This window comes from Pseudomonas sp. SL4(2022) (assembly GCF_026625725.1).
Lineage (GTDB): Bacteria > Pseudomonadota > Gammaproteobacteria > Pseudomonadales > Pseudomonadaceae > Aquipseudomonas.
In genome coordinates, this window is record NZ_CP113060.1 from 699976 (window position 1) to 721087 (window position 21112).

Here is a 21112-nt window from a genome sequence, read left to right on the forward strand (position 1 = left end):
GCAGTCGAACACAGTGACCGGAGCAGACCGGCACACAAAGGAGTTTCGACCATGCACGCGCGTTCCCCCCTCATCACCGGCCTGATCGCCAGCCTGGCCTTCGCCGGTGCCCAACAGGCTCTGGCAGCCGACCGTGGCGATGTGGCCGCGGGTGTAGTAATCGGCGCCATCCTTGGCGGTGTCCTGGTCAGCCAGCGATCCGCGCCGGCCTACGAACCACAACCGGTCTATCGCGCCCCACCGCCCGTGGTTTATTACGAACCGCGGCCTGTTTACTACGAGCCACGCCCGGTCTACTACACACCCGCGCCGGTTTACTACGTGGCCGAACCGCGATATCCGCACAACCATTGGCGCAAAACCCAGCGCCGCCACCACGACGACTGGTAAACGAAGCCCCGCTCCTGCGGGGCTTCGTTTTAGGGGCATAGCGTCGATTAACTGACTGGGCCGACCTAGGCTGCGCAGGTCCGCACACTACGTTGGCAGCCTTGCCTATGACGGCTACGCTCACAGCAGACACGCCTGAAGGGGAAACAAGGAATGTCACAGTTACATGACTTGCAGGATCAAAGCCCGCTGCAGCACAAACTGCACCACCTGCTGCAAACCCTGCAACTCAAGTACCCGCATGTGCAGCGCCTGGCCATCGCCCTGTATGACCATGGCAGCGATTGGGTAAAAACCTTCGTCGCCGTTGAGGACGGTCCCAATTCATTGCCCTTCTACCACGCCAAACTCAAGGACACCACCTGGCTGCAAGCCGTCGCCGTCAACCAGACACCACGCGTGATCAACGACTTTGCCCTGTTGCAAGGCAACCAAAAACAACACGTCCAGGCACTGTTGGATGCGGGCTATCGCTCCAGCTATACCCTGCCAATGTGCGTCAATGGCTACTTTTTCGGCTTTGTATTCTTCAATGCCCGCAGCAGCGATGTCTTCCAAGGCATGCTGCTCAGTGAGCTGGATGTCCTCAGCCACCTGGCCAGCCTGATGGTCTACAACGAGCGCTCCAGCGTACGCACCTTGCTGGCCACGCTTAAATCCGCCATGACCCTGACCCACGCCCGCGACCCGGAAACCGGCAACCACCTTGAGCGCATGTCCCGCTATTCGCGGCTCATCGCGCAAAAACTGGCCGCCCCACGCGGCCTGGACGACAGTTTTGTGGAGCACGTTTACCTGTTCGCCCCCTTGCACGACCTGGGCAAAATCACCATCCCCGACCGCGTGCTGCTCAAACCGGGCCGGCTGGATGAGGATGAACAGCGCATTATGCGCCAGCACTCACGCGCAGGTTTGGAACTGATCGATCAGCTACTGGCCAACTTCGGCCTGGCCAGCGTCAGCCAGGTGGGCATGCTGCGCAACATCGTCCTGCATCACCATGAACTCTACGACGGCAGCGGCTATCCGGATGGTTTAAGCGGTGAAAACATTCCACTGGAGTCGCGCATTGTCACGGTATCCGATGTGTTCGACGCGCTGACCAGTGACCGCCCCTACAAATCCGCCTGGCGCAATGAAGACGCCTTTGCCTGGATGACGGAGCGCTCCGGCACGATGTTCGACCCCGATTGCCTGCACGCGCTACTGGCCCAAGCCGACGACATCGTGCACATCCAGCATTGCTTCCGCGAGAACGTCTTCGGCTAAGACTTTACTCCACGGACGGTTCAGCCTCGTGGTTGTAACGCTGCCAGTGAGCCAACAATTCCGGCACTTCGGCCTCATCATCCAGACTGGCCAGCTCGCGGTTATCCAGCAACGCCTGCACCTGTGGATCACACAGACTCAAGCCCATCGAGCCATCGGCTAAACAGGCGGTGATGCGATACGGCTGCGACTGCGCGTCGGTGCAGATTTTCGACAAATCCAGAAAGCGCGGCGCGCAGCGCTGGCCCTCTGCATCAATCAGCACCGCCACCTTGGGCCGCAATTGCAACTTGGGGTGTTTCTCCAGCACCAGGCCAATCTCGCCCGTGTGCAATTCCACCAGCGTGCCAACCGGAAAGATGCCCAGCCATTCGATAAAGCGCATCACCAGTTCGGCATCAAAATGGCTGTCGCGGCAATCCATCAGCACCTTGAAGGCGTCTTTGACGCTGCGTGCATTGTCGTACACGCGCCGGCTGGTGATGGCATCAAAGCAATCAATGATGCTGATGATGCGCGTGAAATACGGGATTTGCGCCGCGCCCAGACCGCGCGGATAACCTTGCCCGTCAAGGCGTTCGTGATGCCCGTGAGCCACATCAATGGCGATCGACGGCAAGTCGCGGTGACTGAGCAGCAGCTTATAGCCGAGCACCGCATGCTCCTTGATGTGCTCAAACTCGTCGGCCGTCAGTTTGCCCGGCTTGTTCAGCACCAGTGGATCGACACGGATCTTACCCACATCGTGGAGCATGCCGCTGATGCCGAGCTGCTCCAGGCTCTCGCCCACCAACCCGAGGTGATGGCCAAACCCCATGGCCATGATCGACACCGACAGGCAATGCTGGCTGGTGTACTCATCCTGACTTTTCATGCGCGTCAGCCAGAGCATGGCGCTTTCGTTACGCAGCAGGCTTTGCAAGTTTTCCTGCACCACCTCGCGGCACGCCAGCGTGTTGATGCCGCGCCCAAGCTGGATGTCAAAAAACACATCCTTGATCAGCTGCGAACTCTTGTCACGGTTGCGCCGCGCCTGCTGCATCTCTTTGGATAACGGCGCACGCTTGTGAGACGGGCGCGCGTCCGGCCCACTGGAAGAGGGCATCAGGCTGACCTTGACGCGCTGAAACTCATCGATAAATACGTACTGGCAGCACTCCTGCACCGCCCGTAAATCCTGCACCGTGAGCAGCGGAAAGCCCTGAAACAGAAACGGCGTTTCCCGCCAGGGGCGGTCCACCTCACAGACAAACATACCGATTTCAAGCTGCGACACATCCAACTTGCGGCGTTTAAGGCGAATGCTTTCGTACATGGACAAGGCTCGTAACGGCGTGCCCATGCAGTGTAGAAGCTGCGGCACGTCAATTCGAGCGCAACACACTGCGGCACAGATCCCGCCGCACACAGCGGATTCGCATACAGACACGGGCTAAAACACAGATGGGGCATGGCCATCACTCGCCGGGATGGTTACCCTCACATCAGCAACCCGTTTTTCACCGCCCCAACCACAGAAAGAGAGTCACCGGTTTGACCGTACGGCGCGTCCTTTTAACCCTGCTAACCAGCTGCCTGTGCAGCACCTCCGTGGTGGCGGCTGAGCCCATACGCCTGGTCGGAGACGAGTTCTGCCCCTATAACTGCGACCCCGCCAGCGGCAAACCCGGCTACATGGTTGAAGTGCTGGAAGAAATCTTTGCGGCACAGGGCCTCACCATCAACTACCGACTCAAGCCTTGGTCACGCGCCGTACAGGTGGTGGCTAACGGTGGTGCGCAGATCCTTCTGGCCAACACGTACAACAGCGCCCCTGATAAACGCCTGCAACTGGTTATGGGCGAAGACAGCACCTGCTTTCTGACCCGGCACACTGACCCCTGGCGTTTCACGGATATTGCCGCGTTGCAACAGCACCACATCGGCGTCATTCAGGGTTATCACTACGATGCCGGCGGCCCGCTCGACCAGTACCTGCGCAGCAACCACCCGCAGGTGTACCAGGCCAAAGGCGAGTTACCCCTGCGCAGCCTGATGTCGATGCTGCTGCAAAAACGCATTGATCTGGTGCTGGATAACTGCAACGTGCTCAAGCGCAAAGTCAGCAAAATGGGAATTGCTCACCTCACCCGCCTGGCAGGCGTACTGCCCGGCTACCGTGCCAACCTGCACATTGCCTTGTCACCGGCCGACCCTCACGCCGCAGAACGCCTCGAGCTGCTGCGCACGGGCCTGAATGAACTGCGCCGCAACGGACGGCTCGCGCAAATTCTCCAGCGCTACTCAGTCAATGACTGGCAAACACCCACCACCCCCTGAGCCTGATTACACGCCTACCGCCTACCCGATCATCCGCCTTGCCGACGTCCCGCACCCCAGCACGCAACCCAACAGCACGCAGAGCACCCAGAAATTCCATTGACGCAGATATCGCTTCATCCGTAAGGCCCTCTCTGACCAGTGCAGTAAACAAGCCGGCGATCATAAGGGGCGGAATAGAACAACGTCATGCGCAACAGATGCGCCCTGTTAACTCGCCCAGCTATTGGCGATACAGTTTGCGCACAGCCATGGATATCGCCGATAGAAAAAGCCCCGCAACTGCGGGGCTTTTTCTTGGGGTTAGTCGGCTCAACGCAACCGGCCTTATTCCGTGCGGAAGCGTACCACCAGCTGTTTCAGCTCACTGCTCAGGCCGCTTTGTTCCTGGGCGTAGCTCTCCACCTCGGCAGCTTGAGCGGATATCTGCGTTACCGCGTCGTTGATGGCGACGATGTTCTGGTTGATTTCCTCGGTCACCAGGTGCTGTTCCTCGGTCGCGGTGGCGATCTGCATGGTCATGTCGCGGATCATCTGCACCTTGCCTTCAATGCTCTCGAAGGCGGCCATCACCTCATCGGACAGCCCAATGGCCTTGCCCGACTCGACCAGGCTTTGATCCATGCTCACCGTCACTTCCTTGATGCGGTTGACCAGCAGGTTGAGGATATTGTTGATCTGCTCGGTGGAGTCCTGAGTGCGCTTGGCCAGATTGCGTACCTCATCGGCCACCACCGCAAACCCACGGCCCTGCTCGCCCGCGCGGGCGGCTTCGATGGCCGCGTTCAAGGCCAGCAAATTGGTCTGCTCGGCGATCTGCTGAATGGTCGAGAGAATGTTATTGATGTTGACCGTTTCCTTCTCCAGCTCCTGAATCACCTTGCTGGAGTTCTGGATGCTGGTGCCGAGCTTGTTGACCCCGGACGTGCTGCGCGCGATCACCTCTTTACCATTGCGCGTGGCGGCCAGACCCTGCTCCGACACCTCGGCGGTCTGCACGCAGGTCTTGGCCACCTCATTGGCCGCCGAGGACATCTCGGTCACCGCCGTGACGATCTGCTCCACCGAACTCAACTGGCGCTGCAGCGTGGCGGACATCGCCGTGGTGCGCTTGTTGGTGTCGCTGGAAACGCCATCCATGCTGATGGCGTTCTCCTTGATCACCTTGATCATGCCCTGGATCGACGCAATAAACTGATTGAACCACTTGGCCAGCTCGCCGGTTTCATCGCGGCTGAGCAGGTCCAGGCGGCGGGTCAGGTCACCCTCACCCTGGGCGATAGTGCGCAACCCATCCTTCACCAGATTGATCGGGTTGACGATCCGATTGGCGATCACCACCCCAGCCGCGCCAAATACCAGCACCAGCACCACGCAGACAATCAGGGTGATCCAGGTCAGCTCACGGGCGCTCGCGTAAATCTCGTCGGCCTGCTTGAAGCCAACAAACTTCCAGCCCAGCTCCGGCGAGGTATAAACGTTGGCCATATAAGCCACGCCATCAATCTCCACCTCGACCAGGCCGTTCTCGGTTTTGCCGATAACCGCAAAGTGCTCACCGGGCAGCTCGCTGACCTTCTTGAAGTTGTTGTCCGGCTGCAGGCCATCCACCAGCAAGGTGCCGCTGCCCTCCGCCAACATCAGAAAGCCGGTTTCGCCAAAGCGCACCTTCTGCGCCATATCGGTCAGCGCCTTGAGCGACACATCCACCGCCACCACCCCGGCAAACTGCCCGGCGTTATCCTTGAAGCCCTTGAGCACCGAAACATACACCGCGTCATCCGGCTCCCAGTAATAACCGTCGCGGCGGGCCAGGGTGAAATTGGCGTCCTTGCCAATGGGGTACCACTCGCGCGTACGCGGGTCCCAATCACCGTAATCCCCGGTGCCCGGCCACTCCACATAACCGCCCTTGGTATCGCTCATGTACACGTAGCCGAAGGTGGGGTTGTTCTTACCGATGCTGGAGAAGTAATCGAAAATCTGCTTCTCCCGTCCACCATTGGCGGTAGCCACCTGACCCGGCTTGCGCGCCTCACCGAAGTAGGTGGTCAGCTCGCCGTTCTGGGCATCCTGCACCGCGGGGTATTCCGCCAGGGCAGAAACGGTGTAGCCCACCGAATCAAAGAAGGTGGCAAAGCTGTTGTTCACCAGCTTCATATCCAGGCTGCTGGCGACCAGAAAGTTCTCTTTGGCCTGCTGCGTGACATTGCGAATCGTCAGCAGCGCCACCACCAGAACCGGAATCAGGGTTGCCACCAGAAAGCTCAGCAACAGTTTGGATTTGATATTCATGGGACATCGCCTTCTAGCTGGCCAGTAATACGCTCTATCGGCGCTTGTAGAGGATAGTTAAGGCGTATGACAGCGCCAGCGCTGGCCTCACCACGACACAGCGGCGGCGCGAAAACGACTGTTGCGGTAAATCCTCCGATGATTGACCGCAGGCATTCCGCCGCCTGTGTATTGGATCTGCTTACTGGTTTCGGCTTTACGCCGAGTCACTTTCTCTTTGCTCGCGCGAAAGAGAAAGTAACCAAAGAGAAAGCGCGCCCGGCATCCGGGTTTCGCTGCGCTCAACTCCCCTCGCTCCGGTGCTGTTCCGAGGGTCGGCAAGACGGGCCATCCATGGCCCGACATGCCTCGTTTGGCCTCCATGCCAAACGCCCCTCTCCACAGCACCTGCGCTCGGCCTCCTGACGGGATTCGGGGACCGCGTTGCTTACACGATTTGTGGACGGCAAAAACAAAAAAGCAAAAGCATCGCGGCCATGGGCCGCTCCTACGGGTCCTTAGCCTGCAGGGCGGGTGAAACACGCCTTGCTTTTTTGCTTTTCTATCCGCGATCTCACAAACGACACCAAACGCCCCATTCAGGAGGCCGAGTGGAATCGTTGTGGAAGGGAGCGAGCCGCATGGATGCGGCGAGAGGCGTAAAGGGCCAGGGACGGCCCTTGTACGCCGGCCCCTGGAACAATGGTGGAGCTAGGGAACCCGACGAAGTCGGGCCGGAGGCAAGGGGCAAGACCTTTTGCTTACTTTTGGCGGGGCCGGCCATCCGGGCGTTTGCCAAAAGTGGGCCGCCGTAAGGGCGGAACCGATAGGTCGGGCAATACGTATACAGCGTTTAGTTAACTGCCCATGGTCGTCTTTTCATCGTTATGTGCGGGCGTGCTTTTGCCCGGGAGGATTAAGCGGATGGCGAGCGCAGACATGATGGTTACAGATAGCCACTATTGATGGGCATCGCTATGCTCGCCCCATACTACGGGCTGGATGAAAACTCATTGCACTGTTTTAACCGCCAAAACCACTACTCATATCACTGGCAACTGACTGATCCACAGCAAGGCAGAGCAATATGAAGAAGCTGATGCAAGTGCTCTGTATGGCCCTGGCTGCTTTCTTCGCGGCTAAAGAAGCCCTAGAGATGGGCGATTCAAAAGAATGGCCTGATACCCATGGCGTGATTACCAGCTCGCAGATTCTCAAGGAAAACCGGAAGGATTACGGCAACAGCTCTAGCCGTACGTCAACGCATCATTACGCGTATAGAGTCTGGGTCCAGTACTCGTACCAGGTAAATGCCTCTACCTACATAGGTAAACGCATTCGAGTACGCAGCCACACTTACAGCCTCGAATCTCTCGCCCAGCGCGAACTGGCGGAATACCCAGTGGGTAAAACGGTTAAGGTTTACTACGACCCAGAAGATCCGGAGCGCAGCGTTCTAAAACGTCACTAACCCGCTGTCAGCTGCCGTTCTTTTACTCCGTATCTCTTCGCCCATGCAGAAAACACGCAGCATGGGTTAAGCGCAGTGATGCCCATCAATGCTCAAAACAAAAAAGCCCGTCACTCGACGGGCCTTTTGCTTTCAATCACCAGCGCAGTGTTTAGGCCACAGCAGCCTCGCTACGACGCCCAAGCTTCTTCCCCTGATATTCCCTCGCCGCCTGATGAAACGCCTCCAACAGCGCGTTGTAATCCGCCTTCTCCCAATAACGATACTCAGGATGCCACTGCACCCCAACGGCAAAGGCTTTAGCCCCAATCACACTGACCGCCTCGATCTGCCCATCTTCGGCCACGGCTTCAACCTGCAAGCCCTCACCCAGTCGATCAATCCCCTGACCGTGCAGCGAGTTGACCTTGATCTGCCGCTCGCCAAACAGCGAATGCAGCACGCCGCCCTCGGTCAGGGCCACGTTGTGGATCGGGCCGTAGGCCACGTCATCCGGTACGTCCTTCACCTCACGGTGATCAAGCCGCCCCTCAACCGCATGCACTTCACGGTGCAGGGTGCCGCCGAACAGCACGTTCATTTCCTGCATGCCCCGGCAGATGCCGAGGAAGGGAATGCCGCGGTCAATACAGGCGCGCAGCAGACGCAGAACGGTTTCATCGCGGGGCTTGTCGGCCAGGCCTAGGCCGGGGTGGTCGTCGCCGTAGAAACTGGGGTGCACGTTGGAGAGCGAGCCGCCGAACATGATGCCGCTGACGCTATCCAGCACCGTGTCCATGTCCAGATCATCGCCAAAAGCCGGGATCATCAGCGGGAAGGCACCGAAGCCGGTGACGGCGTGGATGTACTTCTCGCCGACCAGGTGAAACCAGCCAATATCACGGCTGGTCAGCTGCCAACGGCACAGGGGAAGGCCAATCATGGGTTTGCTCATTGCAAGGAGTCCTCTTCATTAGTCATTGAAGTGGGCTGCCCTTGGGAGAGCGGGCTTACGGGCCAGGAAACCCTGAACCCGCTCACCCAAGGGGTGCCGTAACCTGCGGTCACTGCACCAACGCCGCGCCCGCGCGGCTGGTTTGTTGCGTAAAGCTATCGCTATGTATCCATTACGTGCTGCATGCAATCGGTAGGTTGAGTCGGGCGGCGTTCCGCTGAGCGCAGCGAAGCCCAACAGGCATTGCTATCGCTCGTTGGGCTTCGTCACTCCGTTCCTCAACCCAACCTACGTCTGTGCGAGGGTCGCAAAGCGCGCGGCTACGACTGCATGGATGCAGGAGGTAGGGCCGCACCCGCTCCCGGCGGGTCTGCGGCATTCACCACATCCCTGTGGATCGCGAAGCAGGATGCCAGAGCCGAAAGCCCCTCCTACAGAGGTAAACAGATCAAAAAAGGGGGCTGACCCTGCGATCAGCCCCCTGGGTATTACTTAACCATTACTCGGGAAAGCGAACTGCGCCGCCTCATGCGAGGCGCGCTGCGGCCAGCGCTGGGTGATGGCTTTTTTGCGGGTGTAGAAGCGCACACCGTCCGGGCCGTAGGCGTGCAGGTCGCCGAACAGCGAGCGCTTCCAGCCGCCAAAGCTGTGGTAGCTGACCGGGACTGGCAGCGGTACGTTGACGCCGACCATGCCGACTTCGATTTCGTCGCAGAACAGGCGCGCGGCTTCACCGTCGCGGGTGAAGATGCAGGTGCCGTTGCCGTATTCGTGGTCGTTGATCAGCTGCATGGCCGCTTCCAGGCTGCCGACGCGGACGATGCACAGCACGGGGCCGAAGATTTCGTCGGTGTAGATGGACATCTGTGGGGTCACCTTGTCGAACAGGGTGCCGCCGACGAAGAAACCGTTTTCGTTGCCGGCAACCACCAAGTCTCGACCGTCGACCACCAGGCGTGCGCCCTGGGCCACGCCAGCGTCGATGTAGCCTTTGACCTTGTCACGCGCAGCGCCGGTAACCAGCGGGCCCATGTCCAGGCCGCAGGAGGTGCCAGCGCCGATTTTCAGCGCTTTGATTTGCGGCACGATCTTCTCGACCAGCGCATCGGCGATCTGGTCGCCTACGCACACGGCCACGGAGATGGCCATGCAGCGCTCGCCGCAGGAACCGTAGGCCGCACCCATCAGTGCGCTGACGGCGTTGTCCAGATCGGCATCGGGCATCAGCACCGCGTGGTTCTTCGCGCCGCCCAGGGCCTGGACGCGCTTACCGCGCTTGGTGCCTTCGCTGTAGATGTATTCGGCAATCGGCGTGGAGCCAACAAAGCTCAGGGCTTTGACGTCTGGCGCTTCGATCAGCGCATCCACCGCTTCCTTGTCGCCATGCACCACGTTGAGTACGCCTTTCGGCAGACCGGCCTCGATCAGCAGTTGGGCGATATACAGGGTAGAGCTTGGGTCACGCTCGGACGGCTTGAGGATGAAGCAGTTGCCGCAGACGATGGCCAGCGGGTACATCCACAGCGGCACCATGGCCGGGAAGTTGAACGGGGTGATGCCGGCCACGACGCCGATAGGCTGCATATCGCTCCAAGCGTCGATATTCGGGCCGACGTTGCGGCTGTACTCGCCCTTGAGGATTTCCGGCGCTGCGCAGGCGAATTCGACGTTCTCGATGCCGCGCTTGAGTTCACCAGCGGCGTCTTCCAGGGTTTTGCCGTGCTCTTCGCTGATCAGCTTGGCGATGGTCGCTTCGTGCTGCTCCAGCAGCTGCTTGAAGCGAAACATCACCTGGGCGCGTTTGGCGGGCGGGGTGTTGCGCCAGGCCGGGAAGGCGCTCTTGGCCGAATCGATGGCCAGCTGCAGGGTGGCGCGGTCGGCCAGGGCCACTTGCTTGGTCACGGCACCAGTGGACGGGTTGAACACGTCAGCGCTGCGGCCGGTGCCGGCGGTCAGTTCGCCGTGGATCAGGTGGTTAACGAGGGTCATAAAAACTCCATTAGCAAATTCTTTGAGGCGGCCTTGGCTGCCAGAAGGTTGTGTCGTGGGAGGGGCCGGGCGGCGATCCGTTTTAGCCGCGACAGCAAAGGGTCGCGGCTAAAGCCCCTTCTACATAAATGCGTTAATCCAGGTTACTGAGCACATCGCCCACGGCGTTGAACACGGAGTCCAGCTGCTCGGGCTTGGTGTTGAAGGTTGGCCCGAACTGCAGGGTGTCGCCGCCGAAGCGTACGTAGAAACCGGCGTTCCACAGTTTGATACCGGCCTCGAACGGGCGGATCACCGGGTCGCCGTCACGCGGGGCGATCTGGATCGCGCCGGCCAGGCCGCAGTTGCGGATGTCGACGACGTTCTTGCTGCCTTTGAGGCTGTGCAGCTTCTCTTCAAAGATCGGTGCCAGGGCGGCGGACTGCTCGATCAGGTTGTCGCGTTTGAGCAGCTCCAAGGTTGCCAGGCCGGCGGCGCAAGCCACCGGGTGGCCCGAGTAGGTGTAGCCGTGGCCGAACTCGACCATGTGCTCGGGGATCGCCTGGTTCATAAAGGTGTTGTAGATCTCGCTGGAAGCGATCACTGCGCCCAGCGGAATAGCGCCGTTGGTCACTTGCTTGGCGGTGTTCATGATGTCCGGCACCACGCCGAAGAACTCGGCACCGGTCCACTTGCCCATACGGCCGTAGGCGGTGATCACTTCGTCGAAGATCAGCAGGATGTTGTGCTGGGTGCAGATCTCACGCAGGCGCTGCAGGTAGCCGACTGGCGGCACGATCACCCCGGCGGAGCCGGACATCGGCTCGACAATCACGGCGGCGATGTTCGAGGCGTCGTGCAGTTCGATCAGTTTCAGCAGTTCGTTGGCCAATTCCACGCCACCGGTGGCCGCCATGCCCTTGGTGAAGGCCAGGTGCGGCTGCAGGGTGTGTGGCAGGTGGTCGGCGTCCATCATCTGGCCAAACATCTTGCGGTTGCCGCCGATGCCGCCCAGCGAGGTGCCGGCGATGTTCACACCGTGATAACCACGGGCGCGGCCGATAAATTTGGTTTTGCTCGGCTGGCCTTTCAAGCGCCAGTAGGCGCGGGCCATCTTCACCGAGGTGTCGGCGCACTCGGAACCGGAGTCGGTGTAGAACACGTGATCGAGGCCGGCCGGGGTCAGCTCGGTGATTTTCTCGGCCAGCTGATAGGACAGCGGGTGGCCGTATTGGAAGCCCGGCGCGTAATCCAGGGTGCCCAACTGCTTGGCCACCGCTTCCTGAATTTCTTTACGGTTGTGCCCAGCACCGCAGGTCCACAGGCCAGACAGGCTGTCGAACACGCGACGGCCCTTGTCATCGATAAAGTAGTTACCGTCGGCACCGACAATCAGGCGTGGGTCACGCTTGAAGTTGCGGTTGGCGGAAAACGGCATCCAGTGCGCATCCAGCTTGAGCTGGCTGGCGAGGGATGGGACTTCGATCTGCGGCATGTTCATGGTGGCCTCGGTGTGGGCGATTGAAGCGGTGAAGTCGAATCTGTTGCCAGTAAAGGTGCCACGGGCTTAGAGTCAGTAAAACATGACTCTTCATATCTTTAGTTAAGCGACTGCTAAACAAAGACCTCACCATGAGCACCTCACCATGAGCACTCGCCGCCCCGACCCACTGGCCCAAGTCAGCGACTTTGATATCCGCCTGCTCAAGCTGTTTCGCAGCGTGGTGGAGTGCGGCGGTTTTTCTGCGGCGGAAAGCGCTTTGGGCATCGGCCGCTCGGCGATCAGCCAGCAGATGAGCGACTTGGAACAACGCCTCGGGCTGCGCCTGTGCCAACGCGGCCGCGCCGGCTTTGCCCTGACCGAAGAGGGCCGCGAGGTCTACCAGAGTACCCAGCAGTTGCTGGCGGCGCTGGAGAGCTTTCGCACCGAGGTCAACGGCCTGCACCAGCACCTGCGCGGCGAGCTGAATATCGGCCTGACCGACAACCTGGTGACGGTACCGCATATGCGCATCACCAATGCCTTGGCGCGGTTGAAGGAGCGCGGCCCGGATGTGCATATCCACATCCGCATGACGCCGCCGAGTGAGGTGGAGCAAGGCGTGCTCGACGGGCGCCTGCACATCGGCGTGGTGCCGCAGGTCACGGCGCTGTCCGGGTTGGATTACCAGGCGCTGTACGACGAGCGCTCGCTGCTCTACTGCGCGGTCGGCCACCCGCTGTTCTACGTCGATGATCAACAGTTGGAGGATGAACGGCTGAACGCTCAGGAAGCCATCGCGCCGACCTTCCGCCTACCGCCCGAAGTGCAGAGTCACTACCAGGCGCTCAATTGCACCGCCAGCGCCTCAGACCGCGAAGGCATGGCCTTTCTTATCCTCACCGGGCGCTATATCGGTTACCTGCCCGACCATTACGCCCAGGCATGGGTGCAGCAGGGCCGCCTGCGCGTGCTGAAGCCGGCCAGCCGCTTCTATGACATCAGCCTGGCCTCAGTGACGCGCAAAGGCCGCCGTCCGCATCTGGTACTGGAGAGCTTTCTGGAGGCCCTGGCCGAAGGTTAACAGGCCGCTGCAAAACTACCTGCGTTGGCAATACGGCGTTAAAAACAGGCTCGGAATGCTCATTTACAGCTCGTAAACTCCGCTTCCTCGCCTGTTTTTGCCTTGTCTTGCCTGCCTCGCCTACGTTTTTCAACGGCCTGTTGATCCGCAGCGCATTGGATCACTGCACAACCGGCTGTTACGCGTCGTTTTCCGCACAAAGACAGTGCACAAGGCCCGGCGAATGGCGCTTAACCAGCTTTTTCTGCCCCTCGCGCTTGTCACCTCGGCGGCTCTGGGTTATCAGTGCAGTCGTCCGAAAACCTGACCACTGCGGAACCGCCCATGACTGTTGAAGTACTTGCGCACCGAGCCGATCCGACGACCAAACCTGCCGGCCGCATTCGGCAGAAAAACGAAGAAGCGATCATCAAGGCCGCCGAGGAAGAGTTCGCCCGCCACGGCTTCAAAGGCACCAGCATGAACACCATCGCGCAGAACGTTGGCCTGCCCAAGGCCAACCTGCATTACTACTTCAGCAACAAGCTAGGGCTGTATCAGGCGGTGCTGGTGAACATCCTTGAGCTGTGGGACAACACCTTCAACAACCTGACCGTGGACGACGACCCCGCCGAGGCGCTGGCCGCCTATATCCGCGCCAAGATGGAATTTTCCCGCCGCCACCCGAAAGCCTCGCGCATCTACGCCATGGAAGTGATCAGCGGTGGCGAGCACCTCTCGCAGATGCTCAATCAGGATTACCAGGCCTGGTTCCGCGGCCGCGCCGCAGTGTTCGAAGCCTGGAGCGCCGCCGGCAAGATGGACCCCGTGGACCCGGTGCACCTGATCTTCCTGCTGTGGGGCAGCACCCAACATTACGCCGACTTTGCTTCACAGATCTGCCGCGTCACCGGTCGCTCGCGCCTGGTGAAAGCCGATTACGAAGAAGCCGCCGACCAGCTGATTACCATCATCCTCAAAGGCTGTGGTCTGACCCCGCCCACCCAAGACGCCTGATGCCCTTCACCCTGCTCGAACCGTGCGAGTACCGCGAGGAAATTCGCAAAAGCCGCTTTATCGCCCTCGCCGCGCCGGTTACCAGCGCAGCCGAGGCGCAGGCGTTTATCGCCGCGCACAGCGACGCCAGCGCCAGCCATAACTGCTGGGCCTGGAAGGTGGGCCTGCAGTACCGCTTCAGCGATGACGGCGAGCCCGGCGGCACCGCAGGCCGGCCGATCCTCGCCGCCATCGACGCCCAGGAGATGGATCAGGTGGCGGTGCTGGTGATTCGCTTTTACGGCGGCATCCAGCTCGGCACCGGCGGCCTCGCTCGCGCCTATGGCGGCAGTGCCAATAAGTGCCTGCAAAGCGCACCGCGCATCGAGTTAGTCGCCCGCGAGCAGTTCCGCTGCCACTGCCTGTTCGCCGAACTGCCGCTGCTCAAGGCGCGCCTGGCGGAACTCGACTGCCTGCTGGAGAGCGAAAACTACGACGCCACGGGGGCTGAACTGCACCTGGCACTCCCCGCGCCACGGGTCGCCGAGTTGCAGCGGCTACTGGCGGATATAAGTCGCGGGCGGAGTGAGCTGCGGCCGCTCTAAATCCTGGCGCAACGCTCTGCACTGCGCCAAAACGCACCAGCATCTCGTCGCCTTGCACCAAGCCAGGGCCACTTAATGGCGTGGTATTACGGCAGGGCTCGCATCGACGCCGCCAGCAGGCTTTTCTGACTCACTGGCCAGCTTTTTGCTTTAGCCAGGGCAGTTGTCATTCCCGAGCCTCTGTCCATGTCCAGTTCCCCTTCTGTTCCACGCTTGCAGCTGAGCGGTATCAGCAAGCGCTACCCCGGCTGCCTGGCCAATGACCGTATCGATCTGAGCATCGCGCCTGGGGAAATCCATGCGCTGCTCGGCGAGAACGGTGCCGGCAAAAGCACCCTGATGAAGATCATCTACGGCGTTACCCAACCTGACAGCGGCGAGATTCGCTGGCAGGGTCAACTGCTGAAGATGCGCGACCCGGCCATGGCCCGCCGCCTTGGCGTAGGCATGGTGTTTCAGCACTTCTCGCTGTTTGAAACCCTGACGGTGGCAGAGAACATCGCCTTGGCCATGGGCGCAGCGGCCGGCACACCGAAACAGTTGGAGCCGAAGATTCGCGAGGTGTCGCAGCGTTATGGCATGGCCCTGGAACCGGGCCGGCGGGTGCACAGCCTGTCCATCGGCGAGCGGCAACGGGTGGAGATCGTCCGCTGCCTGATGCAGGACATCAAACTCTTGATCCTCGATGAGCCGACCTCGGTGCTCACGCCGCAGGAGGCCGACGAACTGTTCGTCACCCTGCGCCGTCTGGCCGCCGAGGGCTGCAGCATTCTGTTTATCAGCCACAAGCTCGGCGAGGTGCGCGCCTTGTGCCAGAGCGCCACGGTGCTGCGCGGCGGCAAGGTATCGGGGCATTGCATACCGGACGAATGCAGCGACCTGCAATTGGCGCGGTTGATGGTCGGTGACGCCGAAGGACTGGAAAGCAGTTACCCGAAAGCCAGTGGCGGCCTGCCACGTTTACGTGTGGATGACCTCAGCTGGCACAACGCCGACCCGTTCGGCTGCACCCTCAACCAGATCCGTCTGGAAGTGCGCAGCGGCGAAATCGTCGGCATCGCCGGGGTTGCCGGCAATGGTCAGGACGAATTACTCGCCCTGCTCAGTGGTGAAACCCGCCTGCCGCGCAGCGAGCGCGAACGCATCAGCCTCGACACGCACCCCATCGCCGACCTATACCCGGATGCACGGCGCAAACTGGGCCTGGCTTTTGTCCCGGCCGAGCGCCTGGGTCATGGCGCGGTGCCGGATATGAGCCTGAGTGATAACGCCCTGCTCACTGCTTTCCAGCAGGGGTTGCTGAGCAAGGGGCTGATTCAGCGCAGCAAGGTGCGCGCCTTGGCCGAAGCAATCATCCAGCGCTTTGCGGTGAAAACGCCGGATGCCGATGCACCCGCGCGCAGCCTGTCCGGCGGCAACCTGCAAAAATTTATCCTCGGACGCGAGATTTTGCAGAACCCCAAACTGCTGGTGGCCGCGCACCCAACCTGGGGTGTGGACGTGGGCGCAGCGGCGGCGATCCATCGCGCGCTGATTGCCCTGCGCGATGCCGGTGCGGCGATTCTGGTGATCTCCGAAGACCTCGACGAGCTGTTCCAGATCAGCGACCGCATCGGTGCGCTGTGCAGCGGCAAGCTCTCGCCCCTGGCCGCAACCGCAGAAACCGAAGCGGTAGAAGTCGGCCGCTGGATGGCCGGCGAGTTCGCCCCGCTTCCCCCTATTACAAGCACGCCGGCAGCCGCTGCTGCCAGCCTGAGCTGACGGAGTTTTCCATGCTGTTATCCCTCGAACCGCGCGGTCAGCAATCGCGCGCCATGCTCTGGTTATCGCCGCTGCTCGCCGCCGTGCTGACCCTGTGCAGTGGCGCGCTGCTGTTCACCCTGCTCGGCCACGACCCGCTGGACACCCTGCACACCCTGCTGATTGCGCCACTGGCCGACTGGTATGGCGTCTCCGAACTGCTGGTCAAGGCGCTGCCGATTCTACTCTGCGCCCTCGGCCTGGCCGTCGCCTACCAGGCGCGCATCTGGAACATCGGCGCGGAAGGGCAGCTGCTGCTCGGCGCGCTGGCCGGCAGCGCCATGGCGATCCAGATCATCGACTGGGACAGCCGCTGGGCGCTGGTCTGGGTGGTGCTCGCCGGCGTGGCGGCGGGCGCGGCCTGGGGCGGTCTGACCGCCTGGCTGCGCACGCAGTTCAATGCCAACGAAATCCTCACCAGCATCATGCTCAACTACATCGCGCTGAACCTGCTGCTGTTCTTCGTGCATGGCCCACTGAAAGACCCCGCCGGTTTTAACTTCCCCGAGTCGGCGATGTTCGGTGATGCCAGCCGCCTGCCGCTGGTGAGTGAGGACGGTCGCCTGCATGCCGGCCTGTATTTCGCCCTGCTGGCACTGGTGGCGGTATGGGTGTTGCTGCACAGGAGCTTTCTCGGTTTCCAGATCAAGGTGCTCGGTCTCGACCGCCGCGCCGCCGGCTTTGTCGGTTTTCGCGAGAAGCGCCTGGTGTGGTTTGCCCTGCTGGTCAGCGGCGGCCTGGCCGGGTTGGCCGGTGTCGGTGAAGTGGCCGGGCCGATTGGCCAACTGGTGCCGCAGGTCTCCCCCGGTTACGGCTATGCGGCGATCACCGTGGCCTTTCTCGGCCGCCTGAATCCGCTCGGCATTGTCTTCGCCAGCCTGCTGATGGCCCTGCTGTACCTGGGCGGTGAAAACGCGCAGATGACCATGAACCTGCCCCAGGCGATCACCCAACTGTTCCAAGGCATGATGCTGTTCTTCCTGCTCGCCTGCGATGTGCTGATCCTCTATCGGCCACGGCTGAAGTGGGCTTGGGCGCAGCGCAAAGCCAAAACCAACACCGAGGCCCTGGCCTAACAAAGAACTTGTGGGAGCGGCCGGGCGACGTACCGCTTGCTCGCGATCCGTCGCGACACTAATCGCGAGCAAGAACTGGGCGTCCCCCTCGCTCCTATAAAAGCTATACGCAGAGGAATTCCAGATGGATCTCGACCTACTAAGCAATATTTTCTACGCCATGGTGCGCACTGGTACGCCGCTGCTGCTGGTGGCGTTGGGTGAACTGATCTGCGAGAAGAGCGGCGTACTCAACCTCGGCCAGGAAGGCATGATGCTGTTCGGCGCGGTGATTGGTTTTATCGTCGCACTGAGCACCGGCAACCTGTGGCTCGGCGTGCTGCTGGCGATGGCCGCCGGCATGCTGTTGTCGATGCTGTTCGCCGCCGTGGCGCTGGGCTTTAACGCCAATCAGGTGGCCACCGGTCTGGCGTTGACCATCTTCGGCGTCGGCCTGTCGACCTTTGTCGGCGCGGCCTGGGTCGGCAAGCCACTGGCCGGTTTCGAGCCCATCGCCATTCCGCTGCTCAGTGAAATTCCGCTGATCGGACGCATGCTGTTTGCCCAGGACATTCTGGTTTACCTGTCCTTCGCACTGTTCGGTTTAGTGGCCTGGGTGCTGCTGAAAAGCCGCATCGGTTTGATCATCCAGGCGGTCGGTGAAAACCCCGACGCGGCCAGCGCCATGGGCTTGCCGGTACTGCGCGTACGCACCTTGGCGGTGCTGTTCGGCGGGGCCATGGCCGGGTTGGCGGGCGGTTACCTGTCGTTAGCTTACACACCGATGTGGGCGGAAAACATGACCGCCGGCCGCGGCTGGATCGCCCTGGCCTTGGTGGTGTTTGCCAGCTGGCGGATATTCCGTGTTCTGCTTGGGGCTTACCTGTTCGGCTTGGCCAGCATCATCCACTTGGTGGCGCAGGGCATCGGCCTGTCGATCCCCTCCAACCTGCTGGCGATGCTGCCCTATGTGGCCACCATTCTGGTGCTGGTCCTGCTGTCGCGCGATGCGATCAAAACCCGCCTGTTTGCCCCGGTATCACTGGGCAAGCCGTGGCAGCCAGGGCACTGACACTCACGCACCAGTAGGCAGCACAAGCCGCACCTGACGCACCAGCACAGCACCCCCACAGAACCCCGCTTCGGCGGGGTTCTGCGTTTTTACGCGGCCCACAGCGCTAATTGTCCAGTTGGTCAGTTTTTTGCAATTCAACTGGCAGCTGTTTAACCACACCGTACCCACACCTATCGGAGTTCCGCCAACCATGTTTGAGAAGAGCAAAAAACCGCTGCTGCGCGCCCTCGTTGCCGCCCTTGGCTTTAGCGCCACATTGGGCGCATCTGCCGCCGATCCGTTGAAGGTCGGCTTTGTCTACATTGGCCCAATTGGCGACCACGGCTGGACTTACCAGCATGAGCAGGGCCGTCAGGCGGTGATCAAACAGCTCGGCGACCAGGTTGAAACCAGCTACGTGGAAAACGTCCCTGAAGGTGCGGACGCCGAGCGGGTGATTCGCAACATGGCCAAGGGTGGTTATGACCTGATCTTCACCACCTCGTTCGGCTATATGAACCCGACGCTGAAAGTGGCCAAGCAATTCCCCAAGCTGACCTTCGAGCACGCCACCGGCTACAAGCAGGACAAGAACCTCGGCACCTACCTGTCGCGCTCCTATGAAGGCCGTTACGTCGGCGGATACCTCGCGGCGAAGATGACCAAGACCAAGAAAGTCGGCTACGTCGCCTCCTTCCCGATCCCGGAAGTGATCCGCGACATCAACGCCATTCAACTGGCGCTGGACAAGTACAACCCCGGCACTGAGATCAAGGTGGTATGGGTCAACTCCTGGTTCGATCCGGGCAAGGAGTCCGACGCAGCCAACGCGCTGATCGACCAAGGCGTGGACGTGATGTTCCAGCACACCGACAGCCCGGCACCGATCCAGACCGCCGAACGTCGCGGCGTGTATGCCGTGGGCTATGCCTCGGACATGGCGCACTTCGGGCCGAAGGCCGTGCTCACCTCGATCGTCAACGACTGGGGCCCGCACTACGTCAAATCCACTCAGGCCGTGATCGACGGCACCTGGAAATCCGAAGATTTCTGGGGCGGCCTGACCGAAGAAACCATCAAACTGCCGATCAGCGATTTGGTGCCGGCGGACGTGAAAACCGAAGCCGAGCAGATCATCGCCGACATCAAGAGCGGCGCCTTCCACCCGTTTACCGGCCCGATCAAGGACCAGAGCGGCGTCGAGAAAATCCCGGCCGGCGTCGCCGCCACCAACGCCGAACTGGCCTCGATGAACTACTACGTGAAAAACGTGAAGGCTGAATTGCCCAAGTAAACGTAGGGCTGTGGGAGGGGCTTTAGCCGCGAAAATCTGCCCCTTCCACACATAACACCGATGCCGTCCCTGCCCTCTGACAGAACCGCATCAAAAGGGTGCCCCGTAAACGGGGCGCTCTTATTCGCTGCCCTGGGTACGAGAAGACTCGCAGCAACATCCCGGAGCTTTTAATGAACCGCCTGCCCATCATCGACATAGCCCCGCTCTACAGCGACGATCCATCCGCCTGGCCCGCCGTGGCCGAGCAGATCGACCACGCCTGCCGCGAGTGGGGCTTTTTCTACATCACCGGTCACCCAATCAGCCCGGCACGTATCGCCGAGCTGCTGAGCGCCGCCAAGATGTTCTTCGCCCTACCGGCGGCCGAAAAGCTCAAGATCGACATCACCCAGACCGCTCATCACCGGGGTTATGGCGCGATTGCCACCGAGCAGCTGGACCCAAGCAAACCGAGCGATCTCAAGGAAACCTTCGACATGGGTTTCCACATGGACCTGAATCATCCTGAAGTGCTGGCCGGCAAACCGCTGCGCGGCGCCAATCGGCATCCCGACCTGCCCGGTTGGGAAACCCTGATGGAACAGCACTACGCCGATATGCAGGCGCTGGCGCAAACCCTGCTGCGCGCCATGACGATCGCACTGGATATCGACCGCGACTTTTTCGACACGCGTTTTCATGAGCCGATCAGCGTGCTGCGCCTGATCCACTACCCACCGCGCCACACCGCCAGCAGTGCCGAACAGCAAGGCGCGGGTGAACACACCGATTACGGTTGCATCACCCTGCTCTACCAAGACGACGCCGGCGGCCTGCAAGTGCGCAACCGTGACGGTGAGTGGATTGATGCACCGCCGATGGCCGACAGCTTTGTGGTGAACATCGGCGACATGCTCGCGCGCTGGAGCAACGACCGTTACACCTCAACCCCGCACCGGGTGATCAGCCCGCTGGGGGTGGACCGCTACGCCATGCCGTTCTTCGCCGAACCGCACCCGGACACCGAGATCAGCTGCCTGCCGAACTGTTCGGACGCCACCAACCCGCCCAAGTACCCGAGCGTAACCAGCGCCGAGTACCTGCTGTCGCGCTTTGCCGACACCTATGCGTATCGGCGGGACGAACAGGCGGGATGAC

17 protein-coding genes and 1 pseudogene are annotated in these 21112 nt (G+C 61.0%); 12 read left to right on the forward strand and 6 right to left on the reverse strand.

What is annotated here, in order from left to right:
- Positions 1-51 precede the first annotated feature (51 nt).
- Both OU997_RS03350 and OU997_RS03355 read left to right on the forward strand, forming a co-directional pair.
- A complete protein-coding gene (locus OU997_RS03350; protein ID WP_256582954.1) occupies positions 52-390 on the forward strand; it encodes a hypothetical protein in 339 nt (112 codons plus the stop codon).
- 153 nt (positions 391-543) lie between these two features.
- Positions 544-1659 carry an HD-GYP domain-containing protein gene (locus OU997_RS03355; RefSeq protein WP_267808977.1) on the forward strand — a complete coding sequence of 372 codons (1116 nt, stop codon included), beginning with the start codon at positions 544-546 and terminating at the stop codon, positions 1657-1659.
- A gap of 4 nt (positions 1660-1663) precedes the next feature.
- Here OU997_RS03355 and OU997_RS03360 read toward each other — a convergent pair whose 3' ends face one another.
- Complete coding sequence (locus tag OU997_RS03360; protein ID WP_267808979.1) at positions 1664-2974, reverse strand: HD-GYP domain-containing protein; 1311 nt, start codon at positions 2972-2974, stop codon at positions 1664-1666.
- A 218-nt stretch (positions 2975-3192) separates the two neighbouring features.
- Between OU997_RS03360 and OU997_RS03365 the strand changes: the two genes are divergently transcribed.
- Complete coding sequence (locus OU997_RS03365) at positions 3193-3978, forward strand: substrate-binding periplasmic protein (RefSeq protein WP_267808980.1); 786 nt, start codon at positions 3193-3195, stop codon at positions 3976-3978.
- A 327-nt stretch (positions 3979-4305) separates the two neighbouring features.
- Here OU997_RS03365 and OU997_RS20935 read toward each other — a convergent pair whose 3' ends face one another.
- Both OU997_RS20935 and OU997_RS20940 read right to left on the reverse strand, forming a co-directional pair.
- A complete protein-coding gene (locus OU997_RS20935; protein WP_371920637.1) occupies positions 4306-5151 on the reverse strand; it encodes a methyl-accepting chemotaxis protein in 846 nt (281 codons plus the stop codon).
- Between the two features lie 15 nt (positions 5152-5166).
- Positions 5167-6273 (reverse strand): annotated as a pseudogene (locus OU997_RS20940) (cache and HAMP domain-containing protein); the annotation flags it as partial.
- 1066 nt (positions 6274-7339) lie between these two features.
- Between OU997_RS20940 and OU997_RS03375 the strand changes: the two are divergent.
- On the forward strand, positions 7340-7723 hold the full coding sequence (locus OU997_RS03375) for a DUF3592 domain-containing protein (RefSeq protein ID WP_267808983.1): 384 nt from the start codon (positions 7340-7342) through the stop codon (positions 7721-7723).
- 151 nt (positions 7724-7874) lie between these two features.
- On the opposite strand, the gene OU997_RS03380 is transcribed toward OU997_RS03375, so the two are convergent.
- From OU997_RS03380 to OU997_RS03390, 3 genes are all read right to left on the reverse strand, one after another.
- Positions 7875-8645 carry a gamma-glutamyl-gamma-aminobutyrate hydrolase family protein gene (locus tag OU997_RS03380; RefSeq protein ID WP_267808985.1) on the reverse strand — a complete coding sequence of 257 codons (771 nt, stop codon included), beginning with the start codon at positions 8643-8645 and terminating at the stop codon, positions 7875-7877.
- A gap of 504 nt (positions 8646-9149) precedes the next feature.
- The gene (locus tag OU997_RS03385; protein ID WP_108486035.1) at positions 9150-10646 is read right to left on the reverse strand and encodes a CoA-acylating methylmalonate-semialdehyde dehydrogenase; all 1497 of its coding nucleotides are present in this window, start codon (positions 10644-10646) and stop codon (positions 9150-9152) included.
- A 133-nt stretch (positions 10647-10779) separates the two neighbouring features.
- Positions 10780-12126 (reverse strand): aspartate aminotransferase family protein, encoded by a 1347-nt coding sequence (locus OU997_RS03390; protein ID WP_267808987.1) that lies wholly within the window; start codon positions 12124-12126, stop codon positions 10780-10782.
- Between the two features lie 145 nt (positions 12127-12271).
- On the opposite strand from OU997_RS03390, the gene OU997_RS03395 reads away from it, so the two are divergent.
- The 8 genes from OU997_RS03395 to OU997_RS03430 all read left to right on the forward strand — a co-directional run bounded on the left by OU997_RS03395 (position 12272) and on the right by OU997_RS03430 (position 21111).
- The gene (locus OU997_RS03395; RefSeq protein ID WP_108486033.1) at positions 12272-13189 is read left to right on the forward strand and encodes a LysR family transcriptional regulator; all 918 of its coding nucleotides are present in this window, start codon (positions 12272-12274) and stop codon (positions 13187-13189) included.
- Between the two features lie 324 nt (positions 13190-13513).
- Positions 13514-14185, forward strand: coding sequence for a TetR/AcrR family transcriptional regulator (locus tag OU997_RS03400; RefSeq protein ID WP_108486032.1), 672 nt, complete (start codon positions 13514-13516; stop codon positions 14183-14185).
- On the forward strand, positions 14185-14769 hold the full coding sequence (locus tag OU997_RS03405; RefSeq protein ID WP_267808988.1) for an IMPACT family protein: 585 nt from the start codon (positions 14185-14187) through the stop codon (positions 14767-14769). The genes OU997_RS03400 and OU997_RS03405 overlap by 1 nt, the downstream gene beginning before the upstream one ends.
- 180 nt (positions 14770-14949) lie before the next feature.
- Positions 14950-16530, forward strand: a complete 1581-nt coding sequence (locus OU997_RS03410) for an ABC transporter ATP-binding protein (RefSeq protein ID WP_267809852.1) — start codon at positions 14950-14952, stop codon at positions 16528-16530.
- Between the two features lie 11 nt (positions 16531-16541).
- A complete protein-coding gene (locus tag OU997_RS03415; RefSeq protein ID WP_267808989.1) occupies positions 16542-17645 on the forward strand; it encodes an ABC transporter permease in 1104 nt (367 codons plus the stop codon).
- A gap of 124 nt (positions 17646-17769) precedes the next feature.
- Positions 17770-18696: an ABC transporter permease gene (locus OU997_RS03420; protein WP_267808990.1), complete on the forward strand. Its 927-nt coding sequence runs from the start codon at positions 17770-17772 to the stop codon at positions 18694-18696.
- 193 nt (positions 18697-18889) lie between these two features.
- Positions 18890-19972, forward strand: a complete 1083-nt coding sequence (locus OU997_RS03425; RefSeq protein ID WP_108486027.1) for a BMP family ABC transporter substrate-binding protein — start codon at positions 18890-18892, stop codon at positions 19970-19972.
- 173 nt (positions 19973-20145) lie between these two features.
- Positions 20146-21111, forward strand: a complete 966-nt coding sequence (locus tag OU997_RS03430) for a 2-oxoglutarate and iron-dependent oxygenase domain-containing protein (protein WP_267808992.1) — start codon at positions 20146-20148, stop codon at positions 21109-21111.
- Position 21112 lies beyond the last annotated feature (1 nt).